Source organism: Nocardioides szechwanensis (assembly GCF_900103935.1).
GTDB lineage: Bacteria > Actinomycetota > Actinomycetes > Propionibacteriales > Nocardioidaceae > Nocardioides > Nocardioides szechwanensis.
This window is the reverse complement of the sequence record NZ_FNIC01000001.1, coordinates 1029498-1047959: the sequence shown is the minus strand read 5'-3', so window position 1 is coordinate 1047959 and position 18462 is coordinate 1029498. Positions and strand designations below refer to the sequence as shown.

The 18462-nt window shown below is 68.3% G+C and carries 22 protein-coding genes; 12 read left to right on the top strand and 10 right to left on the bottom strand.

Annotated elements, in window-relative coordinates; translation table 11 throughout:
• The first annotated feature begins 243 nt into the window (after nt 1-243).
• Nucleotides 244-1482, top strand: coding sequence for an IS256 family transposase (locus tag BLR90_RS05025; RefSeq protein WP_091023031.1), 1239 nt, complete (start codon nt 244-246; stop codon nt 1480-1482).
• Nucleotides 1483-1651: 169 nt separating this feature from the next.
• The gene (locus BLR90_RS05020) at nt 1652-5503 is read left to right on the top strand and encodes a hypothetical protein (protein ID WP_143016112.1); all 3852 of its coding nucleotides are present in this window, start codon (nt 1652-1654) and stop codon (nt 5501-5503) included.
• A 78-nt stretch (nt 5504-5581) separates the two neighbouring features.
• On the opposite strand, the gene BLR90_RS05015 is transcribed toward BLR90_RS05020, so the two are convergent.
• From BLR90_RS05015 to BLR90_RS05005, 3 genes are all read right to left on the bottom strand, one after another.
• Nucleotides 5582-6772: a ThiF family adenylyltransferase gene (locus BLR90_RS05015; protein WP_143016111.1), complete on the bottom strand. Its 1191-nt coding sequence runs from the start codon at nt 6770-6772 to the stop codon at nt 5582-5584.
• Between the two features lie 143 nt (nt 6773-6915).
• The gene (locus BLR90_RS05010; RefSeq protein WP_218029273.1) at nt 6916-7338 is read right to left on the bottom strand and encodes a hypothetical protein; all 423 of its coding nucleotides are present in this window, start codon (nt 7336-7338) and stop codon (nt 6916-6918) included.
• Nucleotides 7335-7604, bottom strand: coding sequence for a hypothetical protein (locus BLR90_RS05005; protein WP_091023025.1), 270 nt, complete (start codon nt 7602-7604; stop codon nt 7335-7337). The genes BLR90_RS05010 and BLR90_RS05005 overlap by 4 nt, the downstream gene beginning before the upstream one ends.
• A gap of 115 nt (nt 7605-7719) precedes the next feature.
• Between BLR90_RS05005 and BLR90_RS05000 the strand changes: the two genes are divergently transcribed.
• A complete protein-coding gene (locus tag BLR90_RS05000; protein WP_091023023.1) occupies nt 7720-8094 on the top strand; it encodes a helix-turn-helix domain-containing protein in 375 nt (124 codons plus the stop codon).
• Entirely contained in the window at nt 8091-8669 is a 579-nt protein-coding gene (locus BLR90_RS04995) for an ImmA/IrrE family metallo-endopeptidase (protein WP_091023021.1), read from the top strand. The genes BLR90_RS05000 and BLR90_RS04995 overlap by 4 nt, the downstream gene beginning before the upstream one ends.
• 126 nt (nt 8670-8795) lie before the next feature.
• Here the strand turns inward: BLR90_RS04995 and BLR90_RS04990 are convergent, their stop codons facing one another.
• Together BLR90_RS04990 and BLR90_RS04985 are read right to left on the bottom strand one after the other, a co-directional pair.
• Entirely contained in the window at nt 8796-9428 is a 633-nt protein-coding gene (locus tag BLR90_RS04990) for a class I SAM-dependent methyltransferase (RefSeq protein ID WP_091023019.1), read from the bottom strand.
• Between the two features lie 512 nt (nt 9429-9940).
• Entirely contained in the window at nt 9941-10144 is a 204-nt protein-coding gene (locus tag BLR90_RS04985; RefSeq protein WP_170254175.1) for a helix-turn-helix domain-containing protein, read from the bottom strand.
• Between the two features lie 232 nt (nt 10145-10376).
• On the opposite strand from BLR90_RS04985, the gene BLR90_RS04980 reads away from it, so the two are divergent.
• From BLR90_RS04980 to BLR90_RS04960, 5 genes are all read left to right on the top strand, one after another.
• Nucleotides 10377-10634, top strand: a complete 258-nt coding sequence (locus BLR90_RS04980) for a type II toxin-antitoxin system Phd/YefM family antitoxin (RefSeq protein ID WP_091023016.1) — start codon at nt 10377-10379, stop codon at nt 10632-10634.
• Nucleotides 10635-10636: 2 nt separating this feature from the next.
• Nucleotides 10637-10897: a Txe/YoeB family addiction module toxin gene (locus tag BLR90_RS04975; protein WP_091023014.1), complete on the top strand. Its 261-nt coding sequence runs from the start codon at nt 10637-10639 to the stop codon at nt 10895-10897.
• 29 nt (nt 10898-10926) lie between these two features.
• Complete coding sequence (locus tag BLR90_RS04970; protein WP_091023012.1) at nt 10927-11529, top strand: DUF6198 family protein; 603 nt, start codon at nt 10927-10929, stop codon at nt 11527-11529.
• 140 nt (nt 11530-11669) lie between these two features.
• Nucleotides 11670-12011, top strand: coding sequence for a DUF2784 domain-containing protein (locus BLR90_RS04965; RefSeq protein ID WP_091023011.1), 342 nt, complete (start codon nt 11670-11672; stop codon nt 12009-12011).
• A gap of 110 nt (nt 12012-12121) precedes the next feature.
• On the top strand, nt 12122-12343 hold the full coding sequence (locus BLR90_RS04960; RefSeq protein ID WP_091023009.1) for a CNNM domain-containing protein: 222 nt from the start codon (nt 12122-12124) through the stop codon (nt 12341-12343).
• Here BLR90_RS04960 and BLR90_RS04955 read toward each other — a convergent pair.
• Both BLR90_RS04955 and BLR90_RS04950 read right to left on the bottom strand, forming a co-directional pair.
• Nucleotides 12324-12986: a response regulator gene (locus BLR90_RS04955; protein ID WP_091023007.1), complete on the bottom strand. Its 663-nt coding sequence runs from the start codon at nt 12984-12986 to the stop codon at nt 12324-12326. The genes BLR90_RS04960 and BLR90_RS04955 overlap by 20 nt on opposite strands.
• Nucleotides 12983-14143, bottom strand: a complete 1161-nt coding sequence (locus BLR90_RS04950) for a sensor histidine kinase (protein ID WP_091023005.1) — start codon at nt 14141-14143, stop codon at nt 12983-12985. The genes BLR90_RS04955 and BLR90_RS04950 overlap by 4 nt, the downstream gene beginning before the upstream one ends.
• 253 nt (nt 14144-14396) lie before the next feature.
• Between BLR90_RS04950 and BLR90_RS04945 the strand changes: the two genes are divergently transcribed.
• Together BLR90_RS04945 and BLR90_RS04940 are read left to right on the top strand one after the other, a co-directional pair.
• Nucleotides 14397-15113, top strand: a complete 717-nt coding sequence (locus tag BLR90_RS04945) for an ABC transporter ATP-binding protein (RefSeq protein ID WP_091023003.1) — start codon at nt 14397-14399, stop codon at nt 15111-15113.
• Nucleotides 15110-15850: an ABC transporter permease gene (locus BLR90_RS04940; protein ID WP_091023001.1), complete on the top strand. Its 741-nt coding sequence runs from the start codon at nt 15110-15112 to the stop codon at nt 15848-15850. Before BLR90_RS04945 ends, BLR90_RS04940 begins: the two co-directional genes overlap by 4 nt.
• 38 nt (nt 15851-15888) lie before the next feature.
• Here the strand turns inward: BLR90_RS04940 and BLR90_RS04935 are convergent, their stop codons facing one another.
• On the bottom strand, nt 15889-16896 hold the full coding sequence (locus BLR90_RS04935) for a 5'-3' exonuclease (protein WP_091022999.1): 1008 nt from the start codon (nt 16894-16896) through the stop codon (nt 15889-15891).
• A gap of 67 nt (nt 16897-16963) precedes the next feature.
• Between BLR90_RS04935 and ctlX the strand changes: the two genes are divergently transcribed.
• Complete coding sequence (ctlX, locus tag BLR90_RS04930) at nt 16964-17992, top strand: citrulline utilization hydrolase CtlX (RefSeq protein WP_091022998.1); 1029 nt, start codon at nt 16964-16966, stop codon at nt 17990-17992.
• 25 nt (nt 17993-18017) lie between these two features.
• On the opposite strand, the gene BLR90_RS04925 is transcribed toward ctlX, so the two are convergent.
• The gene (locus BLR90_RS04925; RefSeq protein WP_091022996.1) at nt 18018-18203 is read right to left on the bottom strand and encodes a hypothetical protein; all 186 of its coding nucleotides are present in this window, start codon (nt 18201-18203) and stop codon (nt 18018-18020) included.
• Nucleotides 18200-18412 carry a DUF1918 domain-containing protein gene (locus tag BLR90_RS04920; protein ID WP_091022994.1) on the bottom strand — a complete coding sequence of 71 codons (213 nt, stop codon included), beginning with the start codon at nt 18410-18412 and terminating at the stop codon, nt 18200-18202. The genes BLR90_RS04925 and BLR90_RS04920 overlap by 4 nt, the downstream gene beginning before the upstream one ends.
• Nucleotides 18413-18462: the final 50 nt, after the last annotated feature.

Here is an 18462-nt window from a genome sequence, read left to right as displayed (position 1 = left end):
TCCTACCGGCCCAGAATGACGCAGATGGCACGCCGAGTGGCCACGATCCGGGCAGGCTCAATCACATCCTGGCCCGCTCGGCCGTGGTGCAGATTGGGGCAACCCGAGCCTCAGCGCCCATCGTCGAGGAGAGTCCCCTGGAGTGGTGGGGTTTGAGGACCGGCGTGGTGGCGTGAAGTAGGCGGCCATCGGCGGGATCTTCGGTGTGAAACGACCAAGTCACGCACTGAAGGAGACCCACCGATGGCCTTGTCCCAGTCTGCCCTGTCCGAGCTCCTCGAGGCGTTCCGCACCGGCGAGGGCGTCGACATGATCCGCGAGTCTGTCCGCACCGTGCTCCAGGAGCTCGTCGAGTTCGAAGCCGCGGGCGTGATCGGCGCAGAGCGCTACGAACGCACCGAGGACCGTCTCACCGAACGCAACGGCACCCGTCCCAAGCTGCTGGCGACCAAGGCCGGCGATGTGCAGCTACGCATCCCCAAGCTCCGCAAGGGCTCGTTCTTCCCCTCCATCTTGGAACCGCGTCGTCGCATCGACCAGGCGCTCTACGCGGTCGTGATGGAGGCCTACGTCCACGGCATCTCCACGCGCAGCGTGGACGACCTGGTCGTCGCGCTCGGCGCAGACTCCGGGATCAGCAAGTCCGAGGTCTCTCGGATCTGTGAGCAGCTCGATGAGTCGGTCGGCGCGTTCCGCACCCGACCCCTGGACCACATCGCGTTTCCCTACATCTACCTCGACGCGACCTACCTGCATGTGCGCAACAAGCCCGGCAAGGGCGGCCAAGTGGTCTCGATGGCCGTCGTGGTCGCGACTGGGATCGCCGCTGACGGCTCGCGGGAGGTCCTCGGGCTCGATGTCGGGGACAGCGAGGACGAGACGTTCTGGCGCAGCTTTCTGCTCAGCCTCAAACAGCGCGGCCTGAGCGGTGTTCAGCTGGTCATCTCCGATCAGCACTCCGGGCTCGTGAAGGCGCTGAAGCGGTCCTTTCAGGGCTCCGCGCACCAGCGGTGTCGGGTCCACTTCGCCCGCAACCTGCTCGCGCACGTGCCCAAGTCCCACGCCGACATGGTCGCCGCGGTGTTCCGCACGATCTTCGCCCAGCCCGACCCCGAGGCCGTCAGCAAGGCGTGGGACGAGGTCCGCGACCAACTCGCGACGTCGTTCCCGAAGGTCGGGCCGCTGATGGACGAGGCGAAGGCCGAGGTCCTCGCGTTCACCGCCTTCCCCAAGGCTCACTGGCGCAAGATCTGGTCGACCAACCCGCTCGAGCGGGTCAACAAGGAGATCAAGCGTCGTTCCCGGGTCGTGGGGATCTTCCCCAACGCCGCCGCCGTGATCCGGCTCGTCGGCGCGGTCCTGATCGACATGCACGACGAATGGATCGCCGGCGACCGCCGCTACCTCTCAGAAGAGTCCATGGCGCTGCTCCACACCACCATGGATACTGGAGATCACGCCGCCATCAACAGCGGCGAGTAGGGCACCGAGGACCACCTCAAAGCCCACCACCCCGCGGGGCTCTGTCCATCGTCGGGCACACGCCACAGACCTCAGCCCGCCGGAGTCACTTCTCTACCCGCCGCACCAATACGCGAGGATGTCCTGCAGGAGCAACATCTGACGTACCAGTCACAACGGGAGTGACGAGATGAGTGTCCACCTCACCAGCGGAGACCTGGACGAATGGTCGCGCCGACGCGACTCCGAAGGACACCTGCCCACCCTCGTGCGACGACTCATCATGGAGACGGTGCGCCCCGACTGGATTCGGATGCCGGCCGCCGAGGGCGTGGCTCTGTCTGGACTCGACGGCATCGTGTCCATCTCCGGAAGCGGCCACCCCTACGTGCCGGACGGTGACTCAGTCTGGGAGATCGGCACTGAGCAGGGCCAGCGTGCCAAGGCCATCAGCGACTACGAAAAGCGCACCAAGGACACGCCCGTCGAAGTGCGCCGCACCACCACTTACGTCGCAGTCACCAACCGCAAGTGGAGCAAGGGCGACAAGTGGGTCAAGGACATGAAGGACCGGGGCGACGAGTGGAAGGACATCGTCGTCCTCACCGCCGACGAGCTCACTAACTGGCTCGACGAGTGCCCCAACGCCGAAGGATGGCTCCGCGAGCACCTCCGCAGGGGGTCCCTCGGCGACACAGCCCTCGACACGTGGTTCGACCGCTGGTCCAAGCAGACCATGCCCGCGACCCCGGATGCCGTCCTGACCGCGGGGCGTCGCGAGGACGTCATCAGCCTCCTCGACACCCTCGACACACCCGTCAAGGACGCCACCATAATCGCCGCGTCCAGCCTCGAAGAGGCCATCGCGTTCACCGCCGCAGCCCTCCGGCTCGGGCCGGAGCCGCTCCCCGAGGACACGACCGCGGAGACCGACGAAGATCCCGACCCCGACATCCGACAGCCCGAACACCTCGAGGCACTGCGCGAGCGGTCCGTCGTCATCAATGATGAAGACGGGTGGCGTCGATGGAGCGCTCATCACACGCCGCACATCCTCATCCCCACGTTCATGCCGGACTCCGTCAGCGAGGCACTCGAGGCCGGCCACCACGTCATCCTCCCCAAGACCGCACGCACGGCCCACGAAACCGGCCGGCTCCAGACGATCGACCCGCACAGCGCCTCGACCGGCTGGCGAGCTACCGGCATCGACTTCTCGAAGTCGCACGAGTACGCGCTCGCAACCCGCCGGAACCTCCGCTCCCTGCGCCGACGCCTCAGCCGGTACGGCCACCAGACGCCGACGTGGTGCACGGGGTCTGACGCCCCGCTCCTCGCGTCCGCGCTGCTCGCAGGCGCGTGGGACGCCAGCAAGGAAGGCGACCGCGAGGTTCTCCTCGCCCTCACCCGGGCCGCCGACTGGCCCGACCTCACCAAGACCGTCACCCAGCTCGCCGCCGGCGAAGACCCGCCGCTCGATGCCGTCGGCAACCACTGGGATTTCGTCGACATCGTCGATGCGTGGGACGCCATCAGTCATCTCATGACCCCCGACGACATCAAGACCTTCACCGACGTCATCACCGACGCACTCACTGAGATCGACCCCGACGCTAACCTAACGTTCCAAGAACGCTTCCTCCGAGGCCTCAACGACGACCGGCCGAAGCGCCGGTACTCCAACGCGCTCCAGCGCGGCCTCAGCACCACCCTCGCCATGCTCGGCGCCCACGCCGGAGACCACCCCGTAGCCGGCGGCCGCACCGGTCAGGAGCTCGCCACCCAGATCGTGCGCGACCTCCTCGAGAACGCTGACGAAGTCCGCTGGCTCACCCTCACCGGACAGCTCCAGCTCCTCGCCGAAGCGTCTCCCGACGCGTTCCTCCACGCACTCGAGACGTCGCTACGTGCCAAGAAGCCCACGGTCATGGCGATGTTCCTCGAGAAGAGCGACTCCCTGAACACCCTCAGTGCGCACTCGTCCCTGCTGTGGGCGCTCGAGACGCTGGCGTTCTCCCCCGCCCACGTAGCCCGGGTTGCCATCATCCTTGCCCGCCTGGCCGTGCTCGACCCCGGAGGCAAGCTCTCCAACCGGCCCGCCGCCTCACTGGCCTCCGCCCTCGACCCCATCCGTCCCGACGGCGCCATCAACGAAGCTAACCGCATGGACATCCTCGACGCCGTCATCACAACCGTGCCCGAGCACGCCACCAGCCTCCTGCACACCCTGGTCGAGAACCGCGGCGGCGGCGTCATCCCCTCCGGCCCGCGGTACCGCGACTGGCCCACCGACCGGTACCAGGCCACCAGCGCCGAGTACCAGGAGTCGCTGACCGGGATCTGCACGCGACTGCTCAACCAGCCGGGCACCGACGGCCTGGCCACGGCCGCCCGGCTCGTCAGCCGGTTCTCCTCTGCCGACCTCGTCCGCGTCCTCGACGCCCTCGCCGCCCGCTGGGAAGAGCTCGCCGAGGACTACCGGGACCAGGTGCTCGACAAGCTCGCCAAGGACGCCGACCACCACCGCCGGTACAGCGACACCGGCTGGGCCATGCAGGAAGACGACTTGGACGCCATCACCAAGTTCCTCGAAGCTCACGGATTCGACCTCACCGCAGGCGAGGACGAGGCCATGTTCGGCTGGAACTCCGACCTCGACGAGTACCGCGACAAGGACGACGACCCGGAGAACACGCAGAAGCCCGTCGCCGAGCGGCGAGTCGAGGTCATCAAATCGGTGCTGGATGCTGGCGGCCTTGACGCAGTCGTCGAGCTCGCCTCGAAGGTCGAGGTGCCCGGGTACGTTGGCGTGGCACTCGCCGTCCACGACGCAGAGACCAACGAGTTCACCGAGGAGGTCCTCGACCTCCTCGGAGATGGCAGCAACGTCAGCGGAGCAGCCGCCATCGTCGCGTGGGGGTACGCGAGCCGACGCGCCGAGGACTTCGCGTGGTTGACCGACCATGTCGCCAAGCGGCCGAACCAGGGCGCCGTTCTCCTGCGCACCGTGCAGACCACCGCTGCAGTCCTCGACCTCGTCGTCAACCTCGACGACGACCAGCAGGCCTTGTTCTGGAAGGGCGTGAACCCCTACCGCATCGACAACGCCGTCGTCGAGCAGGTCTGCAGAGGACTCCTCGGCGCCGGGCGACCATTCAGTGCGATGGCCGCCGCCACGGTCCGCGGAGAACCGTCGCCCTCGGCTGACCTCATCATCAAGGTCCTCACCGCCGATCTGGAGAACATCAACGAGGCCGCGCCCACCGACTACCACCAGCTCAGCTACACCGTCGGGATGCTCCTCGACCGTCTCGAGAAGCTCGGCACCGATGATGAGACCCTCGCGTATCTCGAGTTCTACTACCTGCCCGTCCTCGAGCACGAACGCACGCCGCGTGCGCTGCATCGGGAGCTGGCCCGCAAGCCCGAGCAGTTCGTCACCGCCGTGACGAGTGTCTACAAGCCCGACACCGAGCCCGACACCGATGTCGAAGCAGCCGTCGCCGGCACCGAGACCTCCGGCATGACTGACGAGGAGTTCCGATTCAGCAGCGCCGCGTGGAGCCTCCTGCACGGCTGGCATGGACCCCTGCCCGGGACCACGGAACCCGGAAAGACACCCACGACTGAGGAGATTCAGGCCTGGGTTGACCAGGTCCGCGCGCTCCTCACCGAAGCCAACCGGGCGCAGTTCGCATCGACCGTCATCGGCGAAGCGCTCGCCGCGCCGGTCGTCGACGATGGCGACGGCATTTGGCCGTGCCAGGCCGTCCGGAACGTCATCGAGAAGGAACAGAGCGACGACCTCGAGACCGGGCTGCTCATCAACCGCCTCAACCAGCGCGGCGTGCACGGCCGGGCGATCTACGCCGGCGGGCAGCAAGAACGAACCCTCGCAGACAAGCACCTCGAGGACGCCGAGAAGGTCCGCAACCGTTGGCCCCGCACCGGAAAGCTGCTCGAGGACCTCGCCAAGTCCTATAAGGCTGACGCTCGTCGCGAGGACGAAACGGCCGAACACGACGCCCGGCGTCACCGCTAGGCGCCGCTCGTGTCTATCGTGTGGCTCCGCCGACGACCTCTCTGGCTCTGAACGAGCTTCGTAACCAGAGGATCTACGTCACGGGCAGCGGATGTCTCCGCACCGCGGGCACTCGGGGTCACGCCGCGGGGAGTGGTACTCAACGCGGGACTCACGCGGAAACGTGATGGTGTACGGCACCAGATTCCCGTCGTCCTCGAGGAGGCCGGTCGTCGACATCATGAACTGGTTCACCGCGTCGACCACAGCGACGGCGTTCAACGCGATGACGCTAGCCGCCGGCACGTCGTCGACGTAGCGGGCAGCCTCGCGAACCGCGGTCGGGGACATCTCGATGGCGAGCTCAGTCGGGTTGATCAGCTGGTTGCACCACAGGCATCCCTGTCCGGGAACCAGAGGTCGGACGGCGGCGTGGATGCGGCCTACGGTGCCGTCCTTCGTGACCGGGACCTTCACGCCGACCTGGAAGCCGGGAATCAGAAGAGTCTCGATCGTCTGGTTGACCAAGTGCCGGGCAGCATTCGAGTCGGCGGCGAGGAAGATGAAGTCACAGCCGCCCAGCGCCTCGATACAGCGGGGGTCCTGCACGTCGTGGCGGAGTTCCGTGATGGTGATGTCGGGGTGGGCACGCCGCGCGTTGCGTGCGCCGAGGGCGGTCTTGTGCAAGCCGATGTCGTCGGGCTCCGCGGCGACCAGCCGGGGCAGGTTGTCCAAGGTCGCGGTCTGTGAGTCGATGAGTACGAGTTGGCCGACGCCGAGACGGGCCAGGAGTTCGCAGACAATGCTGCCGGCGCCGCCGAGCCCGACGATCGCGACCCGCATCTGGGACAGCACGGCCTGGCCGAGGTCTCCGTAGACCCGCGCCTGCCGATCCCAGCGGCCGCCGTCCTCCGGATCGACCGGAGTTGTGGGCGTCGAACGAAGGCGAACGAGGTTGCGACCGGGGACGACGAGCTCGCTCAGGTGGGTGCGCGTGCCGTCGGGGAGCCAGATGTCGCCGGCCGCTGCTGTGCGCGAGAGGACCAGGCCGACGACTGGTCGGCCGGTGAGCTGCACCAGAGTCGGGTAGCCGCGCTCGTGGCTGGCCATGTCGATACGGGAGAAGCCGACCTTGTCCCAGCCGCCGTGGTTGTGCACCGCGACGTAGATCAGGCCCTGGGCGGCCGCGAGCATCGCGCAGTCGCGGACGAAGTCCGCACTGAGCGCCCGGTAGCCGGTCGTGCCCGGGACGTAGTCGACGCCCTCCTCAGCGAGGATGACGTGACGCACAAGGAGCCGCTTACCCCGCGAACCGTCCGTCTCTTCGGCCAGGAGAACCGCGCCGTGCTCGCCGCGGCGGCCGAACAGGTGCTGGGTCAGACTCGCCCAGTCCCGGGGACGAACGACGAGGCTCCAGCCGTGGCGCGGCGGGTTCAGCGGGACCCGAGCCACGTGATCACCTTCATCGCCTTCAGAGCCGCGGTGTCGGTCTGCCGGTTCCAGTTGTTCGAGCGGCGCGAGAGCTGCAGCGCAGAGCGGCCCTGCCAGTCCAACTCGGCGAACCCCTCGCCATGAGGCCGGCCGTCGACCCGCTGCAGCCTGCCGGTGAAGTGCGGGTACACGTCGGCGTCGGGGTAGGCCGAGACAACCTGGAAACCGAGCCACGTCGTGCTCTCGACGTACGGGCTGCCAGGCGTAACGCCGTCGACGATCACGCTGACGCCACCGGCACCGTCCGGCGTGACCGCCATGGGGTGTCCGAGGAACTGCTCGCGCAACTCCTCGACCGCTGCGACCACGTCGGTGGCGACCCCTTCCAAGGTCGCCACCGAGGTGGTCTCGTCGCTGCCGGTCACGAGTTGTCGTCTCCGGCGACAGCGCTGAACTCCAGGTTCGCGTGGACCTTCACGATGTCCGCGTCGGCGACGTTCTCGAACCGGTGCCCGTGCTTGACCGCCAGGACGAAGTCCGGCTTGATGTCGATGCGCTGATCGATGGCGAACTGCTTGATCTCGGCGCCGGTGTGCTCTCCCTTCGGCATCGAGATTGTGATGGTGTTGAACGTGACCTCGACGGTCTTCGGGTTCTTCTTTGCGGTGGCCTCGGCCGTGGTGCTGGTCATGATGACCCTCCAATGGTTAGATGTACGATACGGTGTTCGATTATTCAAACACCTCCCATCCTGAACGATACCAGCAACACTGTTTGACTTGTCAAACATTTCTGAACGGAGACCCATGGCGTCCACGTCCATAGACGTTGCGAGCCTGCACGCCGCCCTCGACGCAGCACGAAACTCAAAAGAGCTGTCCTGGCGTCAGCTCGCCGGGGTTCTTGACCTGAGCCCGTCCACCCTGTCTCGCCTCGCCAACGGCTACACGCCCGACGCGACCGCGTTTACCAGCATGGTCACCTGGCTCAACATCGCGGCCGAGAACTTCATCAAGTCCGAGAATCAAGAAGAGCGCGAGGAGCCAGACCTCGTCGCGAGCCTCGCCCCGCTCCTGCGCGCGCGCAAGGACCTCAAACCGCAAGACGTCGACCACCTCGAGGAACTCATCTCCTCCGCCGTCCGCCGCTTCCACAACGACAGGCCGGCCCGGGAGCGATGAACCAGAAGTGGACCCAGAAGGCGATGGCCGAGGTCGCGGCGCAGGAACGCCACGACCTTGGCTTGGGCCCCATGGACCCACTCGACCCGTACGCCCTCGCCGAAGCGCACGGGATCCCCGTCTACCCGATCTCCGAACTTGAGGAATCCGGCTGCGCCCGCGCGACTATCCAACACTTCCTCGTCACCCGGAAGAAGGCATGGTCTGCAGCCATCGTCCCGATCGGGCCGGCGCGCCTCATCCTCGAGAACGACGCGCACGAACACGTCCGCCGACGATCCACGATCGCCCACGAATTGAGCCACCACCTCTTGGAACACGCGTTCCCCGAGACGCTCCTGACACAGGAGCACGACCGCGTGTTCAGCCCCACGGTCGAAAAGCAAGCTCAGTTCCTCTCGAGCGCACTCCTCGTGCCCGAACAGGCCGCCCGCAAGCTCGCCTTCAAAGACGCCGACAACGCGACCGTCGCCGAGCACTTCAACATCAGCACGCAGATGGCCCAGCTGTGCATGAAGGGCGCCCGAGTGTACGCAGCAAACGCCCGAAGGAAGCAGGCACGTGCCGATCGGTGACGTTCTGCTTCTCCGCCCATGCATTCAACCGCGCGGGATGGCCAAACCGACGTTAGTCGTACTGTGGCAAACCGCCGCGTTAGTGTCGCGTCCGGAACCCTGAGGTAGGCAAGGTGCGAGTCGCGGTCACCGGAAGAACGTGAACCATTGCCGCCCGGGATCCAGGGGACGGGGGTCGGAGGCGAGGCGGTGGACGCCCACTGACCAGTCGTCTGCGTCGGGGGCGACGAACGCGACCTCCTCGAAGCCGGCGCCGGCGAACCATTCCCTGATGGACGGGGTGAGGTCGGGATCGCCGCGGTGGCGCGTCCAGATCACCTCTGCTGCGGGCGCGCATAGCTGAGGGGCTGCGTCGATAGTGGTGCGGACGTCGGCGTCGCTGATGTTGCCGAAGATCCCGCAGAGCAGCACGAGGTCGGCCGGAACCGCGTCCGCGTAGACGTCGCTCTGCGCCGCGTCGGCTTGTCGCACCTCGACCCGCGCGGACAGGGTCTTGGCGGCTGCTCGGGCGCGGGAGGCCAACTCAGAGTCGTATTCGACCAGGAGGGCAGTGACCCGGTCAGCGTCCGAACGTCGATCCAGAACGCCGAGTAGGTCGCGACCGTCGCCAGAGCAGGCGCTGACTACGCGCACCGGGTCCGGAGCGGTCGCGTCAAGGCGGCGGCTGATCTGGGCGCGTACGGCGGTGAGCCGGTCGGCCAGTCCGGAGTCCGGCCTCGCGTAGGCGTCGTGCCAATCTGACCAGTTGGTGTTCGTCACGGTCGTGACCCTAGGACCTACTGGCAACCCGCGTCCCTTCCGCCGCCTCAGGGACGCTCTACGCGTCGGCCGGATCGCAGCTATGAGCGGACACCGTCAGGAGCAAGCGTGGCAACCGGAAGAGGAGCGTTCATTGGACAGTTCGGGGCCTGTCGGTTTGCACACCATTTTCGCACACCATTTGCTCTCGTCCGCCGAAATCTGCCATCGTCCAGAACCCCGTGGTTGAGCGTGAAACGGACGATCACGGACCCCCAGAAACCCGCGGCCGACGCCTGGGGGTCAAGGGGTCGCAGGTTCAAATCCTGTCAGCCCGACCGTGTGATGTCTCAAGACATCGGCGACACCCGGACCTGCGAAAGCAGGTTCGGGTGTTGTTCATTTTGGGGTTCTTCTGGTGGGTCCTTTGGGTGTTCGGGTTGAGGATCAGCTCGCGCAGCCGTTCGCCGGTGATGGCGTTGACCACGGTGATGTGTAGGCCCTGGACCAGCAGGTGACCAGTCCGGCCCTGGTCAGGTGACGGCTGATCGTCGAGCGGGAGATGTGCAGGTCGTGGGTCGGCGTGATCTGGGTTCGAACGCGGCCTCGCCCTCGGCCCGGTAGCGGGCCAACGGACGGCTGACCCAGCCCTGTGAGACCCCGTAGGTCCTGGCGGCTTCGGCCTCACTCAGACCCTGGGTGCTGATGGCGGTGATGACCAGTCTGGCTCTCGACACGACCGAGCATCCCGGAGCCGAGATCCTCCGCGATCTCTTCAGACAACGTGTTGCCTATGTCTTGAGACATCCCTTGCCTATGTCCTGAACCAGCACACCGTCAGCCCGACCGACCTGACGTCCCAAGACGTCGACGACACCCGGACCGGCGGATGTAGGTCCGGGTGTGATTCATTTCGGTCACTCGGCATTCGAAGTCCTGTACAGTTTCCTGTACGGAAAGGATGCGATGATGAAGACGCTGAGCTACACCGAGTCCCGGGCGCGCTACGCCCAGGTGCTCGACGATGTCGTCAACGACCGGGAAGAGGTCGTGATCACGCGCGCCGGTCACCCCTCGGTGGTGATCGTGTCGCTAGAAGACTTCGAGTCGCTGCGCGAGACCGCCTACCTGATGCGGTCGCCGACCAACGCTCGCCGTCTGCTCGACGCCATGGAGCGTCTCGAGGAGGGTGCCGGCGAAGCCCATGACCTCGCGGACGACGACTGACGATGCGGCTGGTGTGGGACCGCAACGCCTGGGAGGACTGCCTGTGGTGGCAGACCCAGGACCGCAAGGTCCTCAAGCGCAGCAACCTGCTCATCAGCGATGTCGTGCGCAACGGCAACGAGGGGATCGGCAAGCCTGAGCCGCTCAAGCACGACTTCGCCGGCTACTGGTCGCGCCGCATCACCGACGAGCATCGGCTGGTCTACAAGGTGACCGACACCGAGGTCCGGATCGCGGCCTGTCGGTACCACTACGGCCGTTGACCCGGGCTCCGAGGACACTGGCCGTCGTGATGCCCTCCGGACGCCAGTTCCTGCTCCTGCTGGCCGGCTGCGTGGTGCTCGGCGTCGGCGTCTCGCTGCTGCTCCTGGCCGACCTCGGCTCCGACGGTTACTCCACGCTGGTGAACGGGATCTCGCTGCGCAGCGGCCTGTCCTTCGCGGTCGTGAACCTGCTGGTGGGCGCCGCGCTGGTGCTGCTGGCGGCCGCCCGGGGGGTCCGTCCCGGCCCCGGCACCGTGGTCCAGGTGGTGCTCGTGGGGATCACCGTGTCCGTGTGCCTCGACCTGCTGAGCACCCCCGACGAGCTGGCCCTGCGCGCGCTGCTGCTCGTGGCGGCGTTCCCGGTGCTGGCTGTCGGCATCGCGATGTACCTCGGCAGCCACACCGGTGCCGGGCCCGCGGAAGGCGCCGCGCTGGCGTGGGACCCGCCGGTCCCGTTCCGCTGGAGCTACAGCGCCGTCCAGGGCGGGGGAGCGGTGATCGGCTGGTTGCTCGGAGCCACCATCGGGGTGGGCACCCTCGCGGTCATCTTCCTGCTCGGGCCGGCGGTCGAGCTGGTCAGCCGCCGGCTGCACCTGGACGTGCACCAGGGTGGCCCGGCGGCGCCGGACTGACCCGGCTCGTGCTCAGCGGTGAGGGCCCTTCTCGTCGATGTCACGGCCGACGTCACAGACGCCACGCTGGAGCCGCTGCAGGCCACGGCGGACCCGAGGCGGCTGCCGGTCACCGCTCGACCCCAGCCTAGACTTTCACTGTGCATCGTCTCGTCGCCGCTTTCGCCTGGACGTTGCACATTCTGTTCGTCGCGTTCGCGGTGCTCGGTGGCTTCCTTGCCTGGGTGTTGCCGTGGGTCGTGTTACCCCACCTCGCCTCCGCACTCTGGGGTGCCCGGATGGCTATCTGGCGGCCCAGATGCCCGCTCTCCATCGTCGAGAACTGGGGTCGGGTGGGAGCGGGCCGCGAAGGCCTGCACGACGAAGGCTTCGTCGCGCACTACTTCGAGGGCCGGCTGTATCCGAAGACCTGGGCTCGACGCATCGAGCTGCTCGTCAGCACCCTCGTGCTGGGGTCGTGGCTCGGATTCGCGCTCCGTTGACCGATGCGCGTTCAGGGCTAACACCAGGTCCCGCCTAGGCTATGGCGCATGGACGACGCTCAAAGGTGCCGCCGTTCGCCCATGGAAACGACCGGGGTTGAACCGGCCTGATGGACACCCAGACCTTCTCGAACTTCGGCCTGGTGGGGCTCTTCGTCCTCTTCGGCGGTGTCTTCGCTGCCACCGAGATCGCGCTCATCTCCTTTCGGGAGAGTCATCTCACCGCCATGGAACGCCAGAGCAGCCGCGGCGCCCACGTCGCGGCGGTGGCCCGCAATCCCAACCGGTTCCTCGCCGCCGTCCAGATAGGCTTCACTGTCGCGGTTCGTTGATGCCGTTCTCGTAGGAGAAGATCACGGCTTGGATCCGATCGCGCAGGCCGAGCTTGTTCAGGACGTGCTTGACGTGGGTGCGGACGGTGGATTCCTCGACCACCAGGGCGTCCGCGATCTCGCGGTTCGAGAGACCCTGGGCGAGGTAACCCAGCACCTCGCGCTCTCGGGGCGTGAGTGTCTCCAGGACGCTGGTCCCGCTCAGCCGGGGCATCGGTTGTTGGGCCATGCGGTCGATCACTCGCCGGGTCACCGAGGGTGAGAGCAGCGCCTCGCCGTCTGCGACCGTGTGCACGGCGGCGATGAGGTCCTCCGGCCTGGTGCGCTTGAGCACGAAGCCGGACGCACCTGCCCGGAGCGCCCCGAAGACGTAGTCGTCGAGCTCGAAGGTGGTCAGGATCAGGACGCGCACCTCGGGGATCTCCGCCACGAGCTGCTGGGTCGCGGCGATGCCGTCGAGGCCCGGCATCTGCACGTCCATGAGTACGACGTCCGGCCGGTACCGCCGCGTGAGGACGATCGCCTCCGCGCCCGTCGCCGCCTGAGCGACCACCTCGAGGGAGGGATCGATGGTGAGAAGCCCCGCGAGCCCGGCCCGCATCAGGTGGTCGTCGTCGACGAGAAGCACCCGCACCTGACTCACGGCTGTGCATCCTGACGGGGGAGGCGTAGCTCGACCCGGAACTCGCCTTCGGCCTCCTCGGCGACCAGGGAGCCTCCCAGGAGCCTGGCTCGCTCGCGCATGCCGGTGACGCCGTGCCGTCCGTTGTCCGCTGCCTTGTTGGGTTCGGCGACGGGGTTGGTGATGGTGACCAGCAGGGCGCTTTCACTTGTCCCGATGGACAGGGTTGTCGGGCCGCTGCCGTGGCGGGCGGCGTTGGTCAGCGACTCCTGGATGATCCGGAACGCACCCTGGTCCGCGCTCACGCTGAGTCCGGTGACCTCCTCTGGCTGCGTGAGGGCCACCTCGTGGCCGGCTGCCCGGAACTGGGCGACGAGCGTCTCGACGGAAGCCAGGCCCACCGGGGCATGGTCTGCGCTGATGGAGCCTCGAAGCGGGCTGACGATCTGCTCGATGTCAGCGGTGGTGTCCCGGGCGATCGTCTCGATGTCGGTCAGGGCGGTGATTGCTGCATCCGGGTCCCGCCGTAGCCGGGCGGCGCCGGCGCGGACGGTGATCAACGTGAGGGCGTGGCCGACCGAGTCATGCAGGTCCCGGGCGATCTGGGTGCGCTCCTCGGCCACGGCCAGCTGCAGCTCTCGTTCGGCAGAGTCCTCCGAGCGCCGCATCCGGTCGTGCAGGTCCAGGAGCTCTTGACGACGAAGCCGGGTCCGTTCGCCCGCGAACCAGGCCACCGCGCCAGCGAGCAGGGCGTGACCGAGGTCGGTCGACACCGAACGCGAGCCGGCCACGACCACGCCGAGGTAGATGACGAGCAGCCCGACCACCGCCGCGATGAGGCGCACGTTCCAGCGACTCTTGCCCTCTCGGCTCGCGGCGAGCAGGTAGAGAGCCAGGCAGGGACCGAGGGGTGGCCAGAGCACCTCTCCGCGCCAAGCGAGGGCGACAGCCGGGACCGCGGTGACGACGAACACGGTCAGCGGGGCCAGGCGCCAGACCGCGAGCGGCGCTGTCGCAGCGCCCAGGAGGAGGACGTCGGTGAGGTCGGGGCTCCGCTGCTGAGCCAGCAGCGGAAGCCAGGCGGTGAAGCAACCGACGGCGAGCAGGGCGTCGAGCCCGAGCCGACGTGCCCCGACGAAGCTGCCCTGTCGCACGGTGTATCCGCGCTCGATCGTCATTGCTGACACCGAGCGAGCCTAGCCCTCGGGCGACGGCCACCAATCCCCCGTGCGGGGGACATCTATCCACACGGCGTGGACCCCAAGGATCCGTCGCGCGGGCGTTTCGGGCCGGTGCCCGCCGCTCCTAGCCTCGAAGCGTGATGACCACCTCGGCGCCGAGCGCCGACTCCCAGCAACTCGTCCATCTCGCCATCCTCGCCGTCGTCGTCGGCATCGGCCTGGCCATCTACCTCCTCCGCAGAGGGAAGTCATGAGCGCCCCGGTCGCCGAGGTCGAGGGCCTGACCAAGAGCTTCGGCGGCGTCCCGGCCGTCGACCACCTGAGCTTCGCCCTGCACGGCGGGGAGATCGCCGGGTTCCTCGGCCCGAACGGTGCCGGCAAGTCGACCACCCTCCGGCTCCTGCTCGGCCTCGCGGCCCCGACCAGCGGCACGGCACGTGTCTTCGGTCGTCGGTACGCCGACCTGGACGAGCCGACCCGCTCGGTCGGTGCGGTGCTCGAGTTTGCCGACTTCCACCCCAACCGGACCGGCCGCAACCACGTGCGAGTGCTCGCCCTGTCGTCGGGGATCGACGAGCACCGGGTCGCGGAGGTTCTCGAGCTCGTCGACCTCAGCGCGGTCGCGGACCGCAAGGTCGGCGGCTACTCCCTTGGCATGCGGCAACGTCTCGGGTTGGCGACGGCCCTCCTGGGCGACCCGAAGCTGCTGATCCTCGACGAGCCGATCAACGGTCTTGATCCCGCTGGGGTTCACTGGCTCCGCGCGTTCCTCCGCCGGTTCGCCGACGGGGGCGGCGCCGTCCTGGTCTCCAGCCACGTGCTCGCCGAGGTCGAGCAGTCGGTCGACCGGGTGCTCATCATCAACCAGGGGAGGCTCCTCGCTGACCAGTCGATGACCGAGATCGCCCGGGACGGCGGATCTCTCGAGCAGACCTACTTGGCGATCACTCAGGCGGTGGCGCTGTGATCCGCCAGCTGCGCAGCGAGACGGCCAAGGTCACGACGACCACGACCATTGTCGGCCTGCTCGCTGCCCTCGCTGGGCTGGTCGTACTCGCCATCGTCGTCCACACCTACGCGCTCCCCGACGAACGGCTCGCCGCCGGCGACGGTCAGCGGGAGCTGCTCACAGACATCGGCATCAGCCTCGGCGGCCTCTTCGCGGCCCTGATCGGCGCTCTCTCGATCACCGCCGAGTTCCGGACCGGCACGATCCGCCCCACCGTGCTGGCCACCCCGCGGCGGGCCAGGGTCATCGCGGCCAAAGCCCTGGTCTCGGCCGGCACCGGCGCCCTCGCGGTGATCGTCTCGGTCGTGACCGCGTCCGTCGCTGCCCAGGTCACGCTGTCGATCCGGGGCCTGGCATCGACCCCGACCGCCGGCGACTACGTCGAGCTCCTGGCCGGCGGCGCAATCGCAGGTGGGCTCCTCGGGGTCATCGGCCTCGCCGTCGGGGCCATCATCCGGGCCCAGGTGCCCACCTTCGTGGCGCTGTTCATCTGGCTGCTGTTCATCGAGAACGTGCTCGTCGAGCTCCCGGACGCCCACCGCTTCGTCCCCGGTGCGCTCGCGCAGGGGATCACCGGACTGAACCGAGAGGGTGTGCTGCAGGACGTCTGGCCGGCGGCGCTGCTGCTGTGCGTCTATGCGGCGGGCGCCCTTCTGGTGTCGGTCGACGCGACCCGTCGCCGGGACATCGCCTGACCGCCCGCCGCGCGGCATGCAACGGCCACCTGGGCCTACTAGTCGCGCGCAGAGGCCGGTGGCTCCGTGAGGACGCGCAGGGCCAGCTGGGTGGTCGAGGGGACGCCCAGGTGGCCGACCACCCGCGACACCCGGTCGGGGTGCAGCGGCAGGAGGCCGGGGGAGCCAGGCACGTCGGGAGTCAGACCGAGGTCGAGGTCGGTGCGCCCCGACATGATCGAGTGGTTGAACTCGTAGCGCTCCCGGGCGCCGGCAGCGGTGAGCTTCTTGAGCAGCCCGGCACCGATCCGGCGTACGCCGGTCTCGTCGCAGTAGGAGTCGAGGGCGGCCACCAGGGTGGCGCCGTCGCAGTGGTCGATGTCGGCCCAGACCGCCTGCATCGAGCCCATCTGGGAGAGCAGCACCGGTGCGGACTTCTCGCCGATCCCCGGCACTCCCGGCAGGTTGTCGCTGACGTCGCCGCGCAGGGCGGCGTACTCGAGGTAGTGCTCGGCGGGGATGCCGTAGAGGGTGTGGAGCCGGGCGGGGTTGAGCAGGGGGGAGCCGGCGATCCCGCCGGCGATCAGGCGCAGCACCTGGGTCCGGGCGCTGATGTGGGCGAACGAGTCGCGGTCGGAGGTGACGATCACGCAGTTCCATCCCGAGCGCTCCGCCCAGGCGGCGGCCGACGCGCTGACGTCGTCCGCCTCCAGCCCGGCGGGGGTGACGGTCTGCAGGCCGAGGGCGTCGAGGAGGGCGCCGGCGCGCTCCAGCTGGTCGACCAGCGCCGGGTCCTTCTCGCGGCGTCCCGCCTTGTACGCCGGGTAGGTCTCCGTGCGCACGGACGCGACGCGGTCGTCGAGCCCGAAGACGACGGCGTCAGGGGCGAACTGGTCGACGACCTCCAGGATCTGGCGCAGCATCCCGTGCAGCGCCCACGCCGGGCGGCCGCCGTGGTCGTGGAGGGCTGAGTCCGCCCGGGCGTGGTGGTTGCGGTGCAGCAGGGACGGCGCGTCGACCGCGAGCAGCAGACGCGGCGGGTCGGTGGGCGGTCCAGGGGGTGGCATGAGGTGTGCCCCACCCTACGAGCCCAGCGCCGTCCGGGACCGGCCGGCGGTCGTCTAGGTTCGACCCGTGAGTGCCCAGGCCCCGTCCGCTGTCATCTTGGTCCGCGCCGAGCGGTTCGTCCCCAACCCCGCGACCGCCGCCGACAACGCGTTCCAGGCCCGGACGCCGGCGGGGCAGTCCGAGCAGGCGACGGCGGCCAAGGCGCTGGCCGAGATGGACGCGCTGGCCGAGGCGCTGCGCGAGGCCGGCGTACGCGTCCACGTGTTCGACGACCAGGACCACACGCGGCCCGACAGCGTGTTCCCCAACAACTGGCTCTCCACCCACGCGGGCGGGATGGTCGCGGTCTACCCGATGTACGCCTCCAACCGCCGCCACGAGCGGCGCGCCGACGTACTGGAGATGCTCAAGTCCAGCTACCGGGTGCAGACCATCGTCGACTACTCGGGCCTCGAGCCCGACGGCATCTTCCTCGAAGGCACCGGCGCGATGGTCCTCGACCACGTCTCGCGGGTCGCCTACACCGCGGTGAGCCACCGCGCCGACACCCACGTCCTCGAGCGGTTCTGCACCGACTTCGGCTACGAGCCGATGGCCTTCGACGCCGTCGACGCCGGGGGCGTGCCGGTCTACCACACCAACGTGATCGCCTGCATCGGCACCGACGTCGCGATGATCGCGCTCGAGATGATCCCTGACCTGGCGCGTCGCGAGCAGGTCCGCGAGCGCCTCTCGGTCAACGGGCGTCAGGTCGTCGAGCTCACCGAGGAGCAGATCCGTGAGTTCGCCGGCAACGCGGTCGAGCTCTGCGGTCGTACGCCGGACGGGCGCCGCAGCTACGTCATGGCGATGTCGTCACGGGCGCGCCGGAGCCTGCGCCCCGACCAGGTCGCCGTGATCGAGCAGTCGTGCACCCTGGTCGACGTCGACATCCCCACGATCGAGCTCGCCGGCGGCTCGGTGCGCTGCATGATCGCCGGTGTCCACCTGGACCGCAGGCCCCCGGGCGTGGTCCCTGAGCCCACACCGGCCGTCGCCGCGATCGACGAGAACCCGCACACGGTGGACGGACGCGACGTCGCGGGCGACGCCTGAACCCAGCGTCAGGGTCTCCGTCTCGTCACCTCAGGGCGCCCAACCCCTCGTAGACCAGGAACGCGGGCCAGACCAGGCCCTCCAGGATGGCGAGGACGTACCACCAGAACCCGTCGGCCTGCTGCCAGAAGTAGACCCAGGCGCCCAAGATCCCGAGTCCGTAGATCGCCCCTCCGCCGGCGGTTGCGTTGTTGCCCTTGGTGTCGCTCATTTCCCGGCCGGAGGCGTCCGCTGCTCGGGATGGTCGATGTAGGCGTCGGCGCCCGGGAAGAACAGGGCCTCGTGCCCGGTGTCGGACCACCGGACGACGTACGGCGGCGAGCCGTCGGGGTGGTTCACCTCGAGGACCTCCGCGTCGCGGACCGCCTGGCCCAGGTGCTGGCTCCGGATCACGATCCGGTCTCCCACGCGTGCTTGCATGACACGACTCCTTTCGCGAGCTCCTCCACGTCTGTCAGGGCTACCTCCAG

Excerpts from the sequence above, each read along its gene's own strand:
- BLR90_RS05025 (WP_091023031.1), top strand. The coding sequence starts at position 244 with ATGGCCTTGTCCCAGTCTGCCCTGTCCGAGCTCCTCGAGGCGTTCCGC.
- BLR90_RS05020 (WP_143016112.1), top strand. The coding sequence starts at position 1,652 with ATGAGTGTCCACCTCACCAGCGGAGACCTGGACGAATGGTCGCGCCGA.
- BLR90_RS05005 (WP_091023025.1), bottom strand. The coding sequence starts at position 7,604 with ATGACCAGCACCACGGCCGAGGCCACCGCAAAGAAGAACCCGAAGACC.
- BLR90_RS05000 (WP_091023023.1), top strand. The coding sequence starts at position 7,720 with ATGGCGTCCACGTCCATAGACGTTGCGAGCCTGCACGCCGCCCTCGAC.
- BLR90_RS04995 (WP_091023021.1), top strand. The coding sequence starts at position 8,091 with ATGAACCAGAAGTGGACCCAGAAGGCGATGGCCGAGGTCGCGGCGCAG.
- BLR90_RS04980 (WP_091023016.1), top strand. The coding sequence starts at position 10,377 with ATGAAGACGCTGAGCTACACCGAGTCCCGGGCGCGCTACGCCCAGGTG.
- BLR90_RS04975 (WP_091023014.1), top strand. The coding sequence starts at position 10,637 with ATGCGGCTGGTGTGGGACCGCAACGCCTGGGAGGACTGCCTGTGGTGG.
- BLR90_RS04970 (WP_091023012.1), top strand. The coding sequence starts at position 10,927 with ATGCCCTCCGGACGCCAGTTCCTGCTCCTGCTGGCCGGCTGCGTGGTG.
- BLR90_RS04960 (WP_091023009.1), top strand. The coding sequence starts at position 12,122 with ATGGACACCCAGACCTTCTCGAACTTCGGCCTGGTGGGGCTCTTCGTC.
- BLR90_RS04950 (WP_091023005.1), bottom strand. The coding sequence starts at position 14,143 with ATGACGATCGAGCGCGGATACACCGTGCGACAGGGCAGCTTCGTCGGG.
- BLR90_RS04945 (WP_091023003.1), top strand. The coding sequence starts at position 14,397 with ATGAGCGCCCCGGTCGCCGAGGTCGAGGGCCTGACCAAGAGCTTCGGC.
- BLR90_RS04935 (WP_091022999.1), bottom strand. The coding sequence starts at position 16,896 with ATGCCACCCCCTGGACCGCCCACCGACCCGCCGCGTCTGCTGCTCGCG.
- BLR90_RS04925 (WP_091022996.1), bottom strand. The coding sequence starts at position 18,203 with ATGAGCGACACCAAGGGCAACAACGCAACCGCCGGCGGAGGGGCGATC.
- BLR90_RS04920 (WP_091022994.1), bottom strand. The coding sequence starts at position 18,412 with ATGCAAGCACGCGTGGGAGACCGGATCGTGATCCGGAGCCAGCACCTG.